Source organism: Ulvibacterium sp. (genome assembly GCF_965248315.1).
GTDB lineage: Bacteria > Bacteroidota > Bacteroidia > Flavobacteriales > Flavobacteriaceae > Ulvibacterium.
Genome location: NZ_CBDFIX010000002.1, coordinates 4,324,174 through 4,346,905, shown reverse-complemented (window position 1 = coordinate 4,346,905; position 22,732 = coordinate 4,324,174). Strand labels below are relative to the sequence as shown.

Annotated in this window: 9 protein-coding genes; 7 read left to right on the top strand and 2 right to left on the bottom strand. The window is 47.9% G+C overall.

The window, feature by feature from the left end:
* Positions 1-9 precede the first annotated feature (9 nt).
* Positions 10-321 carry a DUF3467 domain-containing protein gene (locus ACP2AF_RS20145; protein ID WP_120713232.1) on the top strand — a complete coding sequence of 104 codons (312 nt, stop codon included), beginning with the start codon at positions 10-12 and terminating at the stop codon, positions 319-321.
* Positions 322-332: 11 nt separating this feature from the next.
* On the opposite strand, the gene ACP2AF_RS20140 is transcribed toward ACP2AF_RS20145, so the two are convergent.
* Both ACP2AF_RS20140 and ACP2AF_RS20135 read right to left on the bottom strand, forming a co-directional pair.
* Positions 333-1,922 carry a peptide chain release factor 3 gene (locus ACP2AF_RS20140; protein WP_425237932.1) on the bottom strand — a complete coding sequence of 530 codons (1,590 nt, stop codon included), beginning with the start codon at positions 1,920-1,922 and terminating at the stop codon, positions 333-335.
* Between the two features lie 620 nt (positions 1,923-2,542).
* Positions 2,543-2,788: a hypothetical protein gene (locus ACP2AF_RS20135; RefSeq protein WP_425237931.1), complete on the bottom strand. Its 246-nt coding sequence runs from the start codon at positions 2,786-2,788 to the stop codon at positions 2,543-2,545.
* 46 nt (positions 2,789-2,834) lie between these two features.
* Between ACP2AF_RS20135 and ACP2AF_RS20130 the strand changes: the two genes are divergently transcribed.
* The 6 genes from ACP2AF_RS20130 to ACP2AF_RS20105 all read left to right on the top strand — a co-directional run bounded on the left by ACP2AF_RS20130 (position 2,835) and on the right by ACP2AF_RS20105 (position 22,707).
* Entirely contained in the window at positions 2,835-5,444 is a 2,610-nt protein-coding gene (locus ACP2AF_RS20130) for a gliding motility-associated C-terminal domain-containing protein (RefSeq protein ID WP_425237930.1), read from the top strand.
* Positions 5,445-5,458: 14 nt separating this feature from the next.
* Positions 5,459-6,412 carry a PorP/SprF family type IX secretion system membrane protein gene (locus tag ACP2AF_RS20125; protein ID WP_120713673.1) on the top strand — a complete coding sequence of 318 codons (954 nt, stop codon included), beginning with the start codon at positions 5,459-5,461 and terminating at the stop codon, positions 6,410-6,412.
* A gap of 10 nt (positions 6,413-6,422) precedes the next feature.
* Positions 6,423-8,363 (top strand): OmpA family protein, encoded by a 1,941-nt coding sequence (locus ACP2AF_RS20120; RefSeq protein WP_425237929.1) that lies wholly within the window; start codon positions 6,423-6,425, stop codon positions 8,361-8,363.
* A gap of 288 nt (positions 8,364-8,651) precedes the next feature.
* Entirely contained in the window at positions 8,652-10,634 is a 1,983-nt protein-coding gene (locus ACP2AF_RS20115; protein ID WP_425237928.1) for a hypothetical protein, read from the top strand.
* 47 nt (positions 10,635-10,681) lie between these two features.
* Positions 10,682-11,635: an Ig-like domain-containing protein gene (locus ACP2AF_RS20110; RefSeq protein ID WP_425238051.1), complete on the top strand. Its 954-nt coding sequence runs from the start codon at positions 10,682-10,684 to the stop codon at positions 11,633-11,635.
* Between the two features lie 533 nt (positions 11,636-12,168).
* Positions 12,169-22,707, top strand: coding sequence for a beta strand repeat-containing protein (locus ACP2AF_RS20105; RefSeq protein WP_425237927.1), 10,539 nt, complete (start codon positions 12,169-12,171; stop codon positions 22,705-22,707).
* The last annotated feature ends 25 nt before the right edge of the window (positions 22,708-22,732 follow it).

The following is a 22,732-nucleotide window of genomic DNA, read 5'->3' as shown; positions in this document are numbered from 1 at the left end:
TTTATCGTTATGGACGAAAAAGAGCAAAAGCAAAAACAGATCAATATAGAGCTGGACGAAAAAATGGCAGAGGGGACTTACTCAAATCTGGCTATAATCAATCATTCGATTTCTGAATTTGTGGTCGATTTCATAAGTATGATGCCGGGGGCGCCCAAAGCAAAAGTTAAGAGTAGAATTATATTAACACCACAGCATGCAAAGAAATTTCTCAAAGCCCTGAATGACAATGTAAACCGTTTTGAAAAAGCTCATGGGACTATAAAGGACTATGAACAGCCTCCAATTCCCATCAATTTTGGGCCTACAGGCGAGGCATAGATTTTTTTGTTTCAATCAAACTCTGAAGTAAAATGTAATTTTACGGAAGGGTACTTCTGTTGGGCCATCTGTAAGGAAAATGGGGAATCCGCCAAGAATACCAGTTGACCTCTTTTGTCCTTCGCTAAAAACTTTTGCTTTACCCTACTGAACTCCTTGAACTCTTCGCTTTTTGAGTTTTTTGGATCAATCCAACAAGCCTTGTGAACCGGAAAGTTTTCGTAAGTGCACTTGGCCCCATATTCATGTTCCAGACGATACTGAATAACCTCAAATTGAAGTGCCCCTACGGTACCGATTACCTTACGATTGTTGATTTCAAGTGTGAACAACTGTGCTACCCCTTCATCCATCAACTGATCGATACCTTTATTTAATTGCTTGGCTTTCATGGGATCGGCATTGTTTATGTATCTGAAATGCTCTGGTGAAAAACTTGGAATTCCTTTGTAGTGTAAATTCTCACCTTCTGTTAAGGTGTCACCTATTTTGAAATTTCCAGTATCATGTAAGCCAACGATATCCCCAGGATAAGAAATGTCTACTATTTCCTTTTTCTCTGCGAAAAAGGCATTTGGGCTAGAGAATTTTAACTTTTTGCCATTGCGCACATGCAAATAAGGTCTATTGCGTTCAAATGTGCCCGAAACAATTTTTATGAAGGCCAAGCGATCCCGGTGTTTTGGATCCATATTGGCATGAATTTTAAACACAAATCCGGTCATATCCGGTTCAAGGGCGTCCACTAAACGTTCCTCAGCCATTTTGGCCCTTGGAGGAGGTGCAATTTCTATAAAACAATCCAATAGCTCCCGAACTCCAAAATTATTCAAAGCAGACCCAAAAAATACGGGTTGCTGCTTGCCTTCCAGATATTTTTCCTTGTCAAAGTTAGGATAAACACCCTCTACCAGTTCCAAATTATCCCGTAAGGTTTTGGCTGCTTCACTGCCTATAATAGTCTCCAGTTCGGGATTTGTGATATCATTGAAGGCTATAGTATCCTCAATATTCTTCTTATTGTCACCGCTAAAGAGATTAATATTCTTTTCATAAATATTATAAATACCCTTGAAATCATAACCCATGCCTATGGGAAAACTAAGTGGGGTTACGGACAAACCTAATTTTAGTTCAAGTTCATCCAAAAGGTCGAAGGCGTCTTTTCCCTCCCTGTCCAATTTATTGATAAAGACAATAATTGGAATATTCCGCATTCTACATACTTCCACTAATTTTTCGGTCTGTTCCTCTACACCTTTAGCCACATCTATTACAACTATGACACTGTCCACTGCGGTAAGTGTCCTAAAAGTATCCTCGGCAAAGTCCTTGTGGCCAGGCGTATCCAATATGTTTATCTTCTTGTCTTTATATAAAAAGGCCAATACCGAGGTAGCCACAGAAATTCCACGTTGCCGTTCAATCTCCATGAAATCGCTAGTAGCGGATTTCTTTATCTTGTTACTCTTTACAGCACCTGCTTCTTGGATGGCACCACCGAAAAGTAAAAGCTTTTCCGTTAAGGTGGTTTTTCCGGCATCCGGATGTGATATTATCCCAAAAGTCCGTCGCTTTTGGATTTGGGTCTTAAAACTCATTTGAAAAATTTCGGCAAAAGTAAGTTAAAATTATAGGTTATTCGTCATTCCATCTTTTTATGGAATCCAATTATTAAACGGTTCAAATAGAAATCGAATACCAAATACATTTTTAATCGCTGAAATACTCAATTAATCGATTTTGATAAAAAAAGTAATCTTTTGTTTAAGATTCAACGTATTTAGATAACAATTAAAAATATTGGTTTTTGCGTTTTACCGAATAAACATGTTATTAAAAGATATTATGCCTTGAATGCTTCCCAAAGAATTTGTTGAACGAATTTTTAGATATATCTTGCATAGATATTTTATTTAAAAACGGCCCCGAACATCTTACGTTTTTAATTCCTACAGCCATGGTGATTAGTTTAAATTAGAAAACTATCATTTATGGAAAATACTACGTTCTTAAAAAAAGGAAATGGTTTTGCTTTTGCTCTTAACCTGGCCATTATCCTCCTTTTGGCACCACCAACGTTGTCTTTTGCAAAGTCCGATTCAAATAGTGAGGTTTTAGTCACCTATTCCGATAAAGATAAGGAAAGCAACAATGGAAAAAACTTTGAAGATCGTGAAGGGAATTTTACTACGGGTTATACTTCTGTAGATTCTAACAATTATGATATTGCTAATATTTCAGGATGCTCCAATCCTGAATTCAAGGTAGTATCCCCTTCGGATTTTGGATTTCCAGGAGGTGTCATTGATGGAAGCCTTTCAGCAACTAACATCGATATCAGTTCTAAATGGGGTCTTCCTGCGGGAAGCATTCTTATCAGTTTTACGGGGGGGAGCACAGTTTCCGTAGGTTCGGCCTTTTCGGTACTAAATGGTCTCCCGATGACTTTTACTTTTTCCGGCACTATCCCTGTTAACGTTATAGCTAGTCACTCATTTACAGTCCAGGCTATGAAAAGAGATGGTATTAAGGCTCTGGATGGCACACAGTATGAGCAAACAACACCCTTGGCAGTAGGTTTGATAAGTGGTAATGTCGGCGATGACTTTTTTGTAGAAAATGTTACAGGTGGTGATATTCAAGCTCCCGAGAGAATTACTTGGGTTTCACAATCTGCGGTCTCTACTATTGAGTTTTTTACTACCTCTGAAAATTTTCAAAATGGCATTTGGCTAAATTTACAACCTATAGCTTGTCCCGACACGGATGGTGACGGGGTACCCGACAGCGTCGACCTTGACGACGATAACGACGGCATCCTTGACACGACCGAGGATCCCGACCTTGACGGCGACGGCGACCCGCTGACCGATCCTCTCGACAGCGACTCGGACGGTTACCCGGACCACTTGGACATCGACTCGGACGACGACGGCATCCCGGATAACGTCGAGGCCCAGACCACCGACGGCTATATCGCGCCCAACGACGACGACGCGGCGACCTATGCCTCCAACGACGGGGTGAACTCGGCCTATCCCGACGGCCTGACGCCGGTGAACACCGACGGCACCGACGAGCCGGACTACCTTGACATGGACACGGACAACGACCTTGTACCGGACAACAACGAGGGCAACGACTTCGACTTCGACGGTGTTCCCGACCAGGCGTATACGGGCACCGATACGGACGGCGATGGTCTTGACGACGGTTACGAGGGTAGCGACGTCAATGACGGCTTCGACGTGAACGACGAGATCGACGACCCCGCCAACGACCTACCGGACACGGACGGCACGGAGGATGTGAACTACAGGGACCTTGACGACGACGGCGACGGTATAGATACGCCGGACGAGGACGCGGACAACGACGGGGATCCCACCGACGACGACACGGACAACGACGGTACCCCGGACTATCTTGATCCGGACGGCGGCCCGGACACCGATGGCGACGGGGTACCCGACAGCGTCGACCTTGACGACGATAACGACGGCATCCTTGACACGACCGAGGATCCCGACCTTGACGGCGACGGCGACCCGCTGACCGATCCTCTCGACAGCGACTCGGACGGTTACCCGGACCACTTGGACATCGACTCGGACGACGACGGCATCCCGGATAACGTGGAGGCCCAGACCACCGACGGCTATATCGCCCCCAATGACGACGACGCGGCGACCTATGCCTCCAACGACGGGGTGAACTCGGCCTATCCCGACGGCCTGACGCCGGTGAACACCGACGGCGCCGACGAGCCGGACTACCTTGACATGGACACGGACAACGACCTTGTCCCGGACAACAACGAGGGCAACGACTTCGACTTCGACGGTGTGCCCGACCAGGCGTATACGGGCACCGACACGGACGGCGATGGTCTTGACGACGGTTACGAGGGTAGCGACGTGAACGACGGCTTCGACGTGAACGACGAGATCGACGACCCCGCCAACGACCTACCGGACACGGACGGCACGGAGGATGTGAACTACAGGGACCTTGACGACGACGGCGACGGTATAGATACGCCGGACGAGGACGCGGACAACGACGGGGATCCCACCGACGACGACACGGACAACGACGGTACCCCGGACTATCTTGATCCGGACGGCGGCCCGGACACCGATGGCGACGGGGTACCAGACAGCGTCGACCTTGACGACGATAACGACGGCATCCTTGACACGACCGAGGATCCCGACCTTGACGGCGACGGCGACCCGCTGACCGATCCTCTCGACAGCGACTCGGACGGTTACCCGGACCACTTGGACATCGACTCGGACGACGACGGCATCCCGGATAACGTGGAGGCCCAGACCACCGACGGCTATATCGCCCCCAATGACGACGACGCGGCGACCTATGCCTCCAACGACGGGGTGAACTCGGCCTATCCCGACGGCCTGACGCCGGTGAACACCGACGGCGCCGACGAGCCGGACTACCTTGACATGGACACGGACAACGACCTTGTCCCGGACAACAACGAGGGCAACGACTTCGACTTCGACGGTGTGCCCGACCAGGCGTATACGGGCACCGACACGGACGGCGATGGTCTTGACGACGGTTACGAGGGTAGCGACGTGAACGACGGCTTCGACGTGAACGACGAGATCGACGACCCCGCCAACGACCTACCGGACACGGACGGCACGGAGGATGTGAACTACAGGGACCTTGACGACGACGGCGACGGTATAGATACGCCGGACGAGGACGCGGACAACGACGGGGATCCCACCGACGACGACACGGACAACGACGGTACCCCGGACTATCTTGATCCGGATAATAAGGTGGAGGTGAATCAATTGGTTACTCCCAATGAAGATGGAGACAATGACTTTCTTTTTATACGTGGACTTGAATTAGTGGATAATAACTCATTACAGATTTTCAATAGATGGGGAGTAAAGGTATATGAAGGAACCAACTATAATAATCAAAACAATGTATTTGATGGAAGATCTAAAGGAAGGTCTACGCTAAGCGTAAATGACTATCTTCCGGCCGGGGTATATTTTTATATATTTGAATACCAATTGACAGGATCTCAAAACCGTACTGTCGAAGATGGTTACATATACATTAGCAAATGATATTGAGACTGAATATGACTAAACTTAAGAGTTTACTGGCAAGTGGTTTTTTTGTCTTCATTTTTGTACATGAAGTGGTTGGACAGCAAGATGCACAATATACACAGTACATGTACAATACAATGACCGTGAATCCTGGATATGCCGGATCAAGAGGTCAACTTAGTTTAGCCGCATTGTACCGGTCTCAATGGGTAGGATTGGATGGGGCGCCCGAAACGTTTACTTTGAACCTTCATTCCCCAATTAGAAACAGCAAGTTGGGTTATGGTATCTCTGTGGTGAATGATAACATTGGTGATGGTGTTGTTTCCGAAACCTATTTGGATGCCATGATATCTTACACCATAGATGTGGCCCTGGATGCAAAACTCTCCTTTGGTTTAAAAGTAGGAGGGAATTTGCTTAGTCTGGACTTTAATGGTTTAAATAACTTTGATGATGAACCAATAGCTGGCGATAATATTGACAACAGGTTCTCGCCAAATTTTGGCTTGGGGGTATATTACCATACAAATAGATTTTATGCTGGCCTTTCAGCTCCAAATATATTGGAGACCGATTACTTTGATAACTCTCAAAGAGATGCCAATTCCGTACAGTTTCTTTCTCAAGAGAGAATCAATTTTTATTTAATAACCGGATATGTATTCGATTTGAATAGTAATCTTAAGTTTAAACCGGCATTGTTGACCAAAGTTGTCGGAGGTGCTCCTTTACAATTGGATCTTTCGGCTAGCTTTCTATTCAATGAAAAATTTTCTTTTGGAGCCGCTTATCGTTGGGATGCTGCCATTAGCGGTTTACTTGGCTTTCAGATAACCGATCAGTTGATGTTGGGGCTGGCATATGATAGGGAAACTACGGATTTGGGAGGCACGCAATTTAACGATGGATCTTTTGAAGTATTTTTGAGGGTTGAATTGGTAAAATCTTTCCAGAGATTGGTATCACCTCGTTTCTTTTAAAACCGTACAAATGACAAAAAAAGTACTATCACTACTACTAATTACGGTTCTTTTGTTTGGAGTAAAGAGTATTGCCCAGGAAAGATTGGTTACAAAGGCCAATGCAAAATACCAGGATTATTCCTTTAGCCCGGCAATTGACATTTACAAAAGAGTTTTGGAAAAGGGTTATGTCTCGCCAGATTTGCTAAAAAAGTTAGGGAACTCCTATTATTTCAATGCGGACTATGATGGTGCAGCCAAAACGTATGAAAGACTGGTAAATGAGTACCCGTCCGAAGTTGGTCCTGAATATTATTTCAGATATGCCCAAACCCTAAAGACACTTGGGGATTACGATGGCGCCAATACAATTATGGTGAAGTTCACTGAAGTTACCACAGACGATTTAAGGGCTACTGTATATAACGAGGAGAAAAATTATCTGGAAGAGATCAAGGAAAACTCGGGGCGGTATAATATTGCTCAGTTTCAGTATAACTCACCATATTCGGATTTTGCACCATCCTTTTACAAAGATGGACTCATCTTTTCTTCGGATCGTGACACGGGGAATTTTGCAAGATATAGACACACTTGGAATGCAAAGGATTTTTTGGATTTATACAAAGTAAATGCCGACAGTATTTCAACTAATTTAGTAACAAAGCTGAGTGATAATGTAAATACGAGATTGCACGAATCCACTTCCGTTACTACTAAGGATGGAAATATCCTGTATTTTACAAGAAACAACTTTGTTGAAGGTAAATACAAAAAGGACGAAAAAGGAGTAATACGGCTTAAGATTTTTAAAGCAGAACTTGTTGATGGGGTTTGGACCAATATTGAGGAGCTCCCTTTTAATAGTGATGCCTATTCTGTCGCCAATCCAGCCTTGAGTCCCGATGAAAAGATACTATATTTTGCTTCCGACATGCCAGGTTCGTTAGGGGAATCCGATCTTTTTAAGACTACCATAAACGAGGATGGGACCTACGGTACTCCAGTGAATTTAGGAACTGCCATAAACACAGAAGCCAGGGAAACGTTTCCTTTTATTACAAGTGAAGAAGTACTATACTTTTCATCTGACGGTCATCCAGGACTGGGAGGCTTGGATATTTTCGCCACAAAAATTGCCAAGAATAGATTAACCGGTTCAGTAGTAAATGTAGGGGAGCCCGTGAATAGTCAAAAAGACGATTTTACCTTTATTTTCAATGAAGAGACCAAAGAAGGCTATTTTGCTTCAAATAGATCTGAAGGACAAGGAGCTGACGATATCTATAGTTTTTTGGAGACCATTCCATTGATTTTGGATTGCAATCAACAAGTTACAGGAACGGTTAGGGACAAAATATCCAATGAGGTCCTTGTTGGCGCAACTATAAAGGTCATTAATGAAAACAATGAAGAAATTCTAACTGCAATTACCGATTCCGAAGGAAAATATTCCATTATGGTCGATTGTAACCAAGGCAATTTTGTTAGGGCCTCAATGGAAGGTTACGTGCCTTCCGAAGAGTATTTGGGTAAATCTGACGGGAAACCAAGAATAATGGACTTTTATTTGGAAAGGGATAAAATTACCGCTGGATTCGGGGATGATTTAGCCAAATTACTGCAGCTAAGTACCATTTATTTTGATTTTGATAAATACAATATCCGTAAGGATTCAGAGGTCGAAGTGGAAAAGGTGATAGCAGCAATGGAGAAATATCCAAGTCTTAGGATTAAGGTAAACTCACATACAGACAGTAGGGGAAAGGATTCCTATAACCTATGGTTATCGCAAAAAAGAGCTGAGTCTACTGTAAATTATATGATTTCAAAAGGAATTTCTTCAGATCGTTTGGAAGGAGAAGGCTTTGGAGAGACCAAGTTGGTAAATCAATGTGAAAATGGAGTAAGGTGCTCCAATACGGATCACGAACTGAACCGAAGATCGGAATTTATTATTTTGGAATAATAACCAACCAAATTAATATCAAAATGCAGTTTCTACCCGGAACTGCATTTTTGTTTTTACACCCTTTGGAACGCTCTTGGTTTGGTGGCCTAACATCGGTAAAATGCCCTACTTTTAGGTGTTTTTATTGTAGGGCTTCAAAGATTAAACACCAATATTTGCAATCTTCACAGGTACATTATCGGTCTACACAACAATTTTTAGGAGTATCGATTCTGCCTACCGTACTTTTATTGAAATTTTTGCTAACATCTAGCGAAATCCATAATTCTGGAACCAAACCTTGGTATGAGATTTTTTGGTCGAAGTGTTTTGTTCTTAATCTTTGTTTTCCCGACTATACAGGTTTTAGGGCAGGATACCTATTTGGATAATTTCAATGCAGTATCCTATTCCAACAATAATGGCACCTTGAATTTTTCTACCAATTGGGTCGAGACCAACGATAATAGCAGCCCCAGCGGTGGTAGGATACGTATTACGGGTAATGAACTCCGTTTTACGCGTATTTTAACGAACAACCGGAGGATAACAAGATCGGCGGACTTAAGTGCTCATAGCTCTGCGGTTTTAACCTTTGACTGGCAAACATCAGGTTTGGATGGAGGCTCCTCAGGCGAGCGATTGAATGTACAGGTTTCCAATAATGGAACAAGTTTTACGACCATTGGCACTTTTACAGGAGACCAAAGTGGAAGTTTTAGCCAAGACATTTCAGCATATATTTCCGCATTTACCACAATACGTTTTATCAACGCAGGAACGTGTTCGTATTGTGACTGGGAATCCGGGGAGTTTGTATACATAGACAATGTCCAGATTGAAGTTCCTACTTCGAACGCTGCACCAGTTTTGGCCGGTACAGGAAATCAAACGTACTGTCCAGGAGATTCTGTTCCGATAGCAGAAACCATTAGTATCACGGATGTTGACGATACGTCTACTAATGCAGTGTACATCCAAATTTCATCTGGTTATATCAATGGAGAGGATCTATTAACCTTGACGGGAACTCATCCAAATATCACTTCAAGCTGGGATGCTGTACAAGGAGAGTTGACCCTATCAGGTCCGGCTTTATATACCGAATTCGAAACGGCCATTTTGGCCGTGGAGTACTCCAGTAGTGCCGCGAACCCAACAGGGACAAGACAATTTTCCATTACCGTAGGAGAAGCCAACTATTTACCGGCAACAGGGCACTACTACGAATATGTTCCGAATTTAGGAATAACCTGGACAGCCGCGAACACCGCCGCCAGTGCAAGGACTTATTTTGGGCTGCAAGGCTACTTGGCTACCCTTACCTCTCAAGCGGAGGCCGATTTTTCAGGCTCCCAGGCAGTAGGGGTTGGATGGATAGGAGGAAGCGATGCGGCTACGGAAGGAGTTTGGCAGTGGGTAACGGGACCTGAGGCGGGCACCGTATTTTGGAATGGAACGGCAGGCGGGAGTACTCCTAACTTTGCATTTTGGAATACTGGTGAGCCCAACCAATCGGGAAATGAAGACTATGCCCATATTACCCATCCAAATGTAAATCCCAATGGATCCTGGAACGATTTATCCAATACCGGCGCAGCCTCTGGAAATTACCAACCACAGGGCTATGTAGTAGAGTATGGAGGAACACCTGGAGATCCCGTACTTAGTATAACGGCAACAACAACTATCAATATCGAACCCATACCAACAATAACAAGTACCACCCCGGGATCTCGATGCGGTAGCGGTACAGTCAATTTGGCAGCAACCGCTTCTGCGGGAATTATCAATTGGTATACAACGGCAACCGGAGGCAGTTCAATAGGTACTGGTACTAGTTTTGTAACACCCAGTATCTCGAGCACCACCACGTATTACGTAGATGCTACTAGTAATGGATGTACCACAGCCACTAGAACGGCAGTTACTGCTACTATAAATACTGGGCCATCCATAATCACTCAACCTGTGGATAGCGCAATTTGTCCCGGATGTAGTACCACCTTTACCGTTACTACATCGAATACAGATACTTACCAGTGGCAGTTCTTTAATGGCTCCATTTGGGTAGACCTGACCAATACGGGCATCTACAGTGGCACAAGCACAGATACGCTCATTGTTACCAATGCTACACCCACGGACAACGGAAATCAATACAGGGTACAGATATCCAATTCAGTACTTCCCTGCAGTCCGCTTGCCTCGGCCGTAGCAGTGTTGACTGTGAATGCCTCTACCATAATTACCAATAGAGGAATAACCTATCGAGTTGATAAAAACTAAATAGATTGGCAAGTTTTAATTTCCTTCGAATTGTTTTTCTGGTTAGTATGCTCGTTTATTGCCCACTATTCGGTCAAAATATAGCCCCAACAGCCACGGATGACATATATCCTGGGCACTTGAATAGAACCATAACAGCGGATATATCAAATGGTGTCCTTGCAAATGACACCGATCCAGATGGGGGTAGCTTGTCTGTTAATCCCATACCTGTCGTTTCACCTACTACGGGTATATTGACTTTGGGAAATGATGGTAGTTTTACATTCGTTCCCCAGACTGGTTTTGTCGGAAATGTGACTTTTGATTATGAAGTTTGTGACGATGGTACGGCAAGCCAATTGGTTTCCCAATTCGATTTTGATACTTCTGCATTGACTACGGCAACCGTTGGTCCAAATGCGACGACCATTAATTCCAATGCTGTACAGACCGCGTGCGGTGTACGCATAGGCTCAGGGGCTGGAGGAAGTGCAGGTTTGGATATTACCATTCCCAATACCGGAGGTATTTTCGACTTCACCAGTTTTAGAATAGAATTTGATTATCAGGATAATGAAGGTACCGCGGATATCATTACAGGAGGAAACTTTCGGATATATCATATCACGGGAAATGAACTGGGTGTGGCGGTTACTGTGATAGATGGGAATACTGGATTTAGTACCATGTATACCAGAACTTTGGGAAGTTTTCTTGGTGGAAATATCACCTACATTGTGGAATATGATGAGCTCACAGGCGATATCACGTATACAGCAAATGGAACCACAACAACCATCAGTAATGTTGCACCAGATTACTCCCCCCTGGATACTAGTCTGGCGACGGCGCCAATCGTGGGTAGATTCATGGATAATTCCGGAGGGCCGAATCCGTCTCTTTGTAAAATAGCCATAACGGATACCAGTAAATTATGTGATATAGGTACGGTAAATATGAGTATTTCAGCCTCTTTAATTACCAACAAACGTATTACCTATAGGGTAAATCCAGACTGAAATTTTCTTTAGGAAAATTTTGATTTTTTGAGTTTTTTCTCACAGAATAGCATTCCGAAAGTGCTATTATAATTGACTTCATCGACCAATGAATTTCCTGATAAAAAGGAAAATTTATCGGTTAAGACTTCAGTTTTTTGAACCTATGCATTGCAATTTAACACTTACACAACATTTATTTTCCTAGGGTATCCGTTGGGTTAATTTTGTAAAGTGTAATAAAACCATTGTGTTCCGTGGAACTAAATAGCAAAGGTTTGCCACACCCCAAATATGAATAGCTTGACCAAATTTATGAAGAAGTTTCGCCAAGGAGAAACCACAATGGCCCTCTGGGTAAAAACCGACCCAACCAACCCATTTCATTTTCTTTCCAGCAAGACTTTTGTACTTAACCGATTGTAGCGGTACAAAAGGTTTATTCTATTTAAATCATGGGGCAATATGTACAAAAGATTAATCCGTCAATTGCACAAGGCTATAGAAAGGCCTTCGGAAGCACGATAAAAAATATTTTAAGTAAAGATATAACCATGGATAAGAGAATCTTACTACTCATTTTTCTGATATCCGGATTTGCATATTCGCAAACCACGGTTACGCTACAAGATCAGTGTAATTGCGAGGTTTTAAGCGGTACCGCTGTAACGACCCCAGGATCAATATCCCCTGGTGGAGCGGATACCGGGGATATCTATGTAAATACAAATACAGGTACCATCTATTTCTGGGATGGGGATTCATGGGAATTGACATCTACGGATAGTCAACAAATTCTGGATTTCAGCTTCAATCCGGCAACCCGTGAGCTTACCTTGGAATTGGAAAACAGCGGTGCTCCCATTACGGTTACTTTACCTGCTGATGCCTTGACTGCTCTGACCCTTGTCGGCAACAACCTGGAATATTTGGACGAGGACAACAATACGAACGTGATCCCGCTCAACGTGGGCAACTTGGCACTGGGGGCGGACGGCAACAGCCTGGACTATACTGACGAGGCCGGGGCCTTGACCAACATCCCGCTCAACGTCGGTAGTCTTGCCTTCAACCCTGCTACCCGGGAGCTGACCTACACGGACGAGGAGGGCGCCCCTACGGTGATCACGCTGCCCTCGGACTTTTTGACGAGCCTGACCCTTGTCGGCAACAACCTGGAATATTTGGACGAGGACAACAATACGAACGTGATCCCGCTCAACGTGGGCAACTTGGCACTGGGGGCGGACGGCAACAGCCTGGACTATACTGACGAGGCCGGGGCCTTGACCAACATCCCGCTCAACGTCGGTAGTCTTGCCTTCAACCCTGCTACCCGGGAGCTGACCTACACGGACGAGGAGGGCGCCCCTACGGTGATCACGCTGCCCTCGGACTTTTTGACGAGCCTGACCCTTGTCGGCAACAACCTGGAATATTTGGACGAGGACAACAATACGAACGTGATCCCGCTCAACGTGGGCAACTTGGCACTGGGGGCGGACGGCAACAGCCTGGACTATACTGACGAGGCCGGGGCCTTGACCAACATCCCGCTCAACGTCGGTAGTCTTGCCTTCAACCCTGCTACCCGGGAGCTGACCTACACGGACGAGGAGGGCGCCCCTACGGTGATCACGCTGCCCTCGGACTTTTTGACGAGCCTGACCCTTGTCGGCAACAACCTGGAATATTTGGACGAGGACAACAATACGAACGTGATCCCGCTCAACGTGGGCAACTTGGCACTGGGGGCGGACGGCAACAGCCTGGACTATACTGACGAGGCCGGGGCCTTGACCAACATCCCGCTCAACGTCGGTAGTCTTGCCTTCAACCCTGCTACCCGGGAGCTGACCTACACGGACGAGGAGGGCGCCCCTACGGTGATCACGCTGCCCTCGGACTTTTTGACGAGCCTGACCCTTGTCGGCAACAACCTGGAATATTTGGACGAGGACAACAATACGAACGTGATCCCGCTCAACGTGGGCAACTTGGCACTGGGGGCGGACGGCAACAGCCTGGACTATACTGACGAGGCCGGGGCCTTGACCAACATCCCGCTCAACGTCGGGAGTCTGGCCTTCAACCCTGCTACCCGGGAGCTGACCTATACGGACGAGGAGGGCACCCCTACGGTGATCACGCTGCCCTCGGACTTTTTGACGAGCCTGGCCCTTGTCGGCAACAACCTGGAGTATTTGGACGAGGACAACAATACGAACGTGATCCCGCTCAACGTGGGCAACTTGGCACTGGGGGCGGACGGCAACAGCCTGGACTATACTGACGAGGCCGGGGCCTTGACCAACATCCCGCTCAATGTCGGGAGTCTGGCCTTCAACCCTGCTACCCGGGAGCTGACCTATACGGACGAGGAGGGCACCCCTACGGTGATCACGCTGCCTGCAGAAACTATCACTACGCTTTCGACCTTGGATGGCATAACCTATACATATACCTCCGAGGATACTACCACCACTTCCTTTGATGGTACGGATGATCAGAATGCAGCCCAAGTTTTACTAAACCCGAATATTGATGTAGATGGAGATCTTACGGATGAAACCAATGTTCAAGAGGCTATACAGGATTTGGCCAACAATAGCAGCGATAATCAAAATCTAACAGGTGCCACTCTTGATGGAAGCAATGAGTTACAGATAGATATTGAACGGGGTAGCTCCACAACTGTAGACCTTTCCTCTTTGAGTGAAACCGTAGTTGCTGGAACCGGGGCCATTACCGTCAACGACGATGGCAATGGGAACTATACCGTAAATTCCACAGATCCCGACGAGGATTTGACCAACGAACTTACTTTGATCGGTGTTGGTGCACCTGCTGTGACACCAAGTAACGCCGGAGTGACTTATGTAGACAGTTCGGCCGGACAACTATATATTTATGATGGAGCCACTTGGAACGCAGTCGGAGGAAGCGCCACTCCTGATTTGGATGGTGTAATAGGCAATGAAGTGACCAACGCCACCAACGGGACCTTGGTACGTTCCGGTTTAGGCACCACGGGCTCTCCTTTTACCTTGGGGGTAGCTGACGATGGGATTACCACTACACAAATATTGGACGGTACGATAGCTTCTGGCGATATAGGTGCCGATGCGGTAAATGCGGCAACTATAAATCCCGATGTAGCAGGAAGCGGCCTTACCCAGAACGCGAGTGGTGCACTAGAAGTGGATGTTACCGGTCTGGCCGATGGCAGCGTGACCTCCCCAAACAGTACAATAACCCTTACAGGGACCCCTGCCAATTCCCTTTTCGAGGACGTAGGCCTGGACGTTGATGTAACGGCACTTTCCGGCGACGGATCCATTACTTCGCCCAATGGAACAGTGACCCTTGGCGGTACGCCCGCAAACTCGTTATTGGAGAATGTCACCCTGGACGTAAACGAATCGGCCTTGGCCGATGGTAGCGTTACCTCTCCTAACAGCACCATAACTTTAACGGGCACCCCTGCCAATTCCCTTTTTGAGGATATTGGCCTTGATGTGGATGTAACCGCTCTTTCTGGTGACGGATCTATCACCTCCCCGAACGGCACTGTGACCCTGACGGGCACCCCGGCAAATTCATTATTGGAGGATGTTGGATTTGATGTCGATGTGACCGCACTTACGGGTGACGGATCTATAACCTCGCCTAACGGCACGGTAACCCTTGGCGGTACCCCTGCCAACTCGATTCTGGAGGATGTTACCCTTGACGTGGACGTAACCGCATTGTCCGGTGACGGATCGATTACCTCACCAAATGGAACGGTGACCCTGACGGGCACCCCGGCAAATTCATTATTGGAGGATGTTGGATTTGATGTCGATGTGACCGCACTTACGGGTGATGGTTCTATTACTTCGCCCAACGGCACGGTGACCCTTGGCGGTACCCCTGCCAACTCGATTCTGGAGGATGTTACCCTTGACGTGGACGTAACCGCATTGTCCGGTGACGGATCGATTACCTCTCCCAACGGTACGGTTACTTTGACAGGTACCCCTGCAAATTCGTTATTGGAAGACGTAGGTTTCGATGTCGATGTGACTGCACTTTCCGGTGACGGATCGATTACCTCCCCTAACGGCACGGTGACCCTGACGGGTACACCGGCAAACTCATTATTAGAAGATGTAGGTCTTGATGTTGATGTGACTGCACTTTCGGGTGATGGCAGCATTACCTCCCCGAACGGCACGGTGACCTTTACGGGCACCCCGGCGAATTCATTATTGGAAGATGTAGGTTTCGATGTCGATGTTACCGCACTGACAGGCGACGGTTCCATCACTTCACCCAACAGCACCATAAACTTAGGCGGTACGCCCGCTAACTCATTATTGGAGAATGTCACCCTGGATGTTAACGAATCCGCCCTGGCAGACGGAAGCGTTACCTCTCCTAACAGCACCATAACTTTAACGGGCACCCCTGCCAATTCCGTTTTCGAGGATATTGGCCTTGATGTCGATGTGACTGCACTTTCAGGTGATGGCAGTATTACTTCCCCGAACGGCACGGTGACCCTGACGGGCACCCCTGCGAACTCTTTGTTGGAAGACGTAGGTTTCGATGTCGATGTGACCGCACTGATAGGCGACGGTTCCATCACTTCACCCAATAGCACCATAAACTTAGGCGGTACGCCCGCTAACTCATTATTGGAGAATGTCACCCTGGATGTTAACGAATCGGCCCTGGCAGATGGCAGCGTGACCTCTCCGAACAGTACCATAACTTTAACCGGAACCCCTGCCAATTCCGTTTTCGAGGACGTTGGTCTTGACGTGGACGTAACGGCGCTTACGGGTGACGGTTCCATCACTTCACCCAATAGCACCATAAACTTAGGCGGTACGCCCGCTAACTCATTATTGGAGAATGTCACCCTGGATGTTAACGAATCCGCCCTGGCCGATGGCAGCGTGACCTCCCCGAACAGCACTATAACCCTCACTGGAACCCCTACCAATTCCGTATTTGAGAATGTAGGTTTTGATGTAGCAGATGGTGCAATAACTACCATAAAGTTGGCTCCAGATGCAGTGGACAATACAAAATTGGCAGATGACGCAGTACAACTTGAAAATATTGCGGATGGTACCGCAGATGGACAGGTGATGCAGTGGGACGATACGACTTCATCTTGGACCTTGGTCGATTTGGGTTCTGTTACCGTTACCGAAAATGACGGAGTAATTGGTAACGAGGTGGTGAATGCCACCAATGGGACCTTGGTACGTTCCGGTTTAGGTACGACCATATCCCCATTTACCTTGGGGGTGGCCGATGGAGGGATTACAACTACTCAAATATTGGATGGAACCATAACCTCTGGTGATATAGGAACGGATGCTGTGAACGCAGCGACCATAAATCCCGATGTGGCAGGAAGCGGTCTGACCCAGAATGCCAGTGGTGCACTAGAAGTTGATGTTACCGGTTTGGCAGATGGCAGCGTGACCTCTCCGAACAGCACCATAACTTTAACAGGCACACCTGCCAATTCCCTTTTTGAGGATATTGGCCTTGATGTGGACGTAACGGCCCTTTCGGGTGATGGTTCTATTACTTCGCCCAACGGCACGGTGACCCTTGGTGGTACACCTGCAAACTCAATTTTAGAAGATGTTACTCTTGATGTTGACGTAACCGCATTGTCCGGCGACGGATCTATAACTTCACCCAACGGAACGGTAATCTTGACGGGTACCCCTGCGAACTCTTTGTTGGAGAACGTTGGCCTTGATGTCGATGTGACGGCACTATCAGGTGACGGTAGCATCACTTCGCCCAATGGCACTGTGACCCTGACGGGCACCCCGGCAAATTCATTATTGGAAGACGTAGGTTTCGATGTCGATGTTACCGCACTTACGGGCGATGGGTCTATCACCTCTCCCAACGGTACGGTTACTTTGACGGGTACACCGGCAAACTCATTATTGGAAGACGTAGGTTTTGATGTCGATGTTACCGCACTGACAGGCGACGGTTCCATCACTTCACCCAACAGCACCATAAACTTAGGCGGTACTCCCACGAACTCCTTGTTGGAGAATGTCACCCTGGACGTAAACGAATCGGCCTTGGCCGATGGTAGCGTTACCTCTCCTAACAGCACCATAACTTTAACGGGCACCCCTGCCAATTCCCTTTTTGAGGATATTGGCCTTGATGTGGATGTAACCGCACTTACGGGTGACGGATCTATAACCTCGCCTAACGGCACGGTAACCCTTGGCGGTACCCCTGCCAACTCGATTCTGGAGGATGTTACCCTTGACGTGGACGTAACCGCATTGTCCGGTGACGGATCGATTACCTCACCAAATGGAACGGTGACCCTTACAGGCACCCCGGCAAATTCATTATTGGAGGATGTTGGATTTGATGTCGATGTGACCGCACTTACTGGCGATGGTTCCATCACTTCACCGAACGGTACGGTAACCCTTGGCGGTACACCGGCGAACTCCTTGTTGGAGAATGTCACCCTTGATGTGGACGTAACCGCATTGTCCGGTGACGGATCGATTACCTCACCAAATGGAACGGTGACCCTTACAGGCACCCCGGCAAATTCAGTATTGGAGGATGTTGGATTTGATGTCGATGTAACAGCACTAACAGGAGATGGTTCTATCACTTCACCAAATAGCACCATAAACTTAGGCGGTACGCCCGCAAACTCCTTGTTGGAGAATGTCACTCTGGATGTTAACGAATCCGCTCTGGCCGATGGCAGCGTGACCTCTCCGAACAGTACCATAACTTTAACGGGCACACCTGCCAATTCCCTTTTTGAGGATATTGGCCTTGATGTGGACGTAACGGCCCTTTCCGGTGATGGCAGTATTACCTCGCCTAACGGTACGGTGACCTTGACGGGTACACCCGCGAACTCCTTGTTGGAGAATGTAGGCCTGGACGTAAACGAATCCGCCCTGGCAGACGGAAGCGTTACCTCTCCTAACAGCACCATAACTTTAACGGGCACCCCTGCCAATTCCCTTTTTGAGGATATTGGCCTTGATGTGGATGTAACTGCTCTTTCTGGTGACGGATCTATCACCTCCCCGAACGGCACTATGACCCTGACGGGCACCCCGGCAAATTCATTATTGGAAGACGTAGGTTTCGATGTCGATGTTACCGCACTTACGGGCGATGGGTCTATCACCTCTCCCAACGGTACGGTTACTTTGACGGGTACACCGGCAAACTCATTATTGGAAGACGTAGGTTTTGATGTCGATGTTACCGCACTGACAGGCGACGGTTCCATTACTTCGCCCAATGGAACAGTGACCCTTGGCGGTACGCCCGCAAACTCGTTATTGGAGAATGTCACCCTGGACGTAAACGAATCGGCCTTGGCCGATGGTAGCGTTACCTCTCCTAACAGCACCATAACTTTAACGGGCACCCCTGCCAATTCCCTTTTTGAGGATATTGGCCTTGATGTGGATGTAACCGCTCTTTCTGGTGACGGATCTATCACCTCCCCGAACGGCACTGTGACCCTGACGGGCACCCCGGCAAATTCATTATTGGAGGATGTTGGATTTGATGTCGATGTGACCGCACTTACGGGTGACGGATCTATAACCTCGCCTAACGGCACGGTAACCCTTGGCGGTACCCCTGCCAACTCGATTCTGGAGGATGTTACCCTTGACGTGGACGTAACCGCATTGTCCGGCGACGGATCGATTACCTCACCAAATGGAACGGTGACCCTGACGGGCACCCCGGCAAATTCATTATTGGAGGATGTTGGATTTGATGTCGATGTGACCGCACTTACGGGTGATGGTTCTATTACTTCGCCCAACGGCACGGTGACCCTTGGCGGTACCCCTGCCAACTCGATTCTGGAGGATGTTACCCTTGACGTGGACGTAACCGCATTGTCCGGTGACGGATCGATTACCTCTCCCAACGGTACGGTTACTTTGACAGGTACCCCTGCAAATTCGTTATTGGAAGACGTAGGTTTCGATGTCGATGTGACTGCACTTTCCGGTGACGGATCGATTACCTCCCCTAACGGCACGGTGACCCTGACGGGTACACCGGCAAACTCATTATTGGAAGACGTAGGTTTCGATGTCGATGTTACCGCACTTACGGGCGATGGGTCTATCACCTCTCCCAACGGTACGGTTACTTTGACGGGTACACCGGCAAACTCATTATTGGAAGACGTAGGTTTCGATGTCGATGTTACCGCACTGACAGGCGACGGTTCCATCACTTCACCCAACAGCACCATAAACTTAGGCGGTACTCCCGCGAACTCCTTGTTGGAGAATGTCACCCTGGATGTTAACGAATCCGCCCTGGCAGACGGAAGCGTTACCTCTCCTAACAGCACCATAACTTTAACGGGCACCCCTGCCAATTCCCTTTTTGAGGATATTGGCCTTGATGTGGATGTAACTGCTCTTTCTGGTGACGGATCTATAACCTCCCCGAACGGCACTGTGACCCTGACGGGCACCCCGGCAAATTCATTATTGGAGGATGTTGGATTTGATGTCGATGTGACCGCACTTACGGGTGATGGTTCTATTACTTCGCCCAACGGCACGGTGACCCTTGGCGGTACCCCTGCCAACTCGATTCTGGAGGATGTTACCCTTGACGTGGATGTAACTGCATTGTCCGGTGATGGCAGTATTACCTCGCCCAACGGTACGGTGACCTTGACGGGTACACCCGCGAACTCCTTGTTGGAGAATGTAGGCCTGGACGTAAACGAATCCGCCCTGGCAGACGGAAGCGTTACCTCTCCTAACAGCACCATAACTTTAACGGGCACCCCTGCCAATTCCATTTTCGAGGACATAGGCCTGGATGTTGACGTGACCGCTTTGTCCGGTGACGGATCAATTACCTCGCCCAATAGCACAATAACCCTTACGGGTACACCGGCAAACTCATTATTGGAAGATGTAGGTTTCGATGTCGATGTGACTGCACTTTCGGGTGATGGTAGTATTACCTCCCCGAATGGCACGGTGACCCTGACTGGGACACCCGCGAACTCCTTGTTGGAGAATGTTGGATTGGACGTCAACGAATCCGCCCTGGCCGATGGCAGCGTGACCTCTCCTAACAGCACCATAACTTTAACGGGCACCCCTGCCAATTCCCTTTTCGAGGATATTGGCCTTGATGTGGACGTGACTGCACTTTCGGGTGATGGTAGTATTACCTCCCCGAACGGCACGGTGACCTTGACGGGCACCCCGGCAAATTCATTATTGGAGGATGTTGGCTTTGATGTAGACGTAACGGCACTTTCTGGCGATGGATCGATTACCTCTCCCAACGGTACAGTTACTTTGACAGGTACCCCTGCAAATTCGTTATTGGAAGACGTAGGTTTCGATGTCGATGTGACTGCACTTTCGGGTGATGGTAGTATTACCTCCCCGAATGGCACGGTGACCCTGACTGGGACACCCGCGAACTCCTTGTTGGAGAATGTAGGCCTGGACGTAAACGAATCCGCCCTGGCAGACGGAAGCGTCACCTCTCCTAACAGCACCATAACTTTAACGGGCACCCCTGCCAATTCCCTTTTCGAGGATATTGGCCTGGATGTGGACGTGACCGCTTTGTCCGGTGACGGATCAATTACCTCGCCCAACGGTACGGTGACCTTGACGGGCACGCCCGCAAACTCCTTGTTGGAGAATGTAGGCCTGGACGTAAACGAATCCGCCTTGGCCGATGGCAGTGTGACCTCTCCTAACAGCACCATAACTTTAACGGGCACCCCTGCCAATTCCCTTTTCGAGGACATAGGCCTGGATGTTGACGTGACCGCTTTGTCCGGTGACGGATCAATTACCTCGCCCAACGGTACGGTGACCTTGACGGGCACACCCGCAAACTCCTTGTTGGAGAATGTAGGCCTGGACGTAAACGAATCCGCCTTGGCCGATGGCAGCGTGACCTCTCCTAACAGTACCATAACTTTAACGGGCACCCCTGCCAATTCCCTTTTCGAGGACATAGGCCTGGATGTTGACGTGACGGCACTATCAGGTGACGGTAGCATCACTTCGCCCAATGGTACGGTGACCCTGACGGGCACCCCTGCGAACTCTTTGTTGGAAGACGTAGGTTTCGATGTCGATGTGACCGCACTTACAGGTGACGGATCTATAACCTCGCCAAACGGCACTGTAACCCTTGGCGGTACCCCTGCGAACTCTATTTTGGAGAATGTTACCCTTGATGTGGACGTAACTGCATTGTCCGGCGACGGATCGATTACCTCCCCGAACGGTACGGTAACCCTTACGGGCACTCCGGCGAACTCTTTGTTGGAGAATGTAGGACTGGACGTTGATGTAACGGCCCTTTCCGGAGATGGTAGTATTACTTCACCCAATAGCACCATAACCCTTACGGGTACACCGGCGAATTCCTTGTTAGAGAACGTAGGTCTTGACGTGGACGTGACCGCACTGTCCGGTGACGGTAGTATCACCTCCCCGAACGGCACGGTAACCTTAACGGGTACCCCGACAAACTCCTTGCTGGAGAATGTTGGACTTGAGGTAAATATTTCAGCTGATGCCAATAACGATTTAGCAATAGGTACGGATAATGGCCTATTCTTGAACGAAACCGATGACCAGGTAGCTTCTGAAGTAAACTCGGATACTCCAATCGATGTGGATGGAGATGGAAATACAGAGGCAACGGTTGAGGATGTGATTCAAGACATAGCTCCGATTACGTCAAAGGCTGCACGTATATTCTATCCACCTTCTATTGCGATAGATGCATCAGCTTTAGTCAATAACGTCACTATTAATCTGTATGATGAATATATAAATCAATTTGGAACGCCAACAATGGCCAGTGCAGGAGCTCCGGCAGCCGTACCGACCTATGCCAATACAGAGCTATATTATTATGTTACCTATGCTGATCCAGCCGTATTAAATATTGACAGCATTAGTGCAACCGGAGTAATGCAATATGATGTAGTCGGTACACCCCCAGATTATAACAGTCTTATAAATGTAGTCTTCGTAGTTCGATAAACTAAAAACTGTATACATCGGTTTG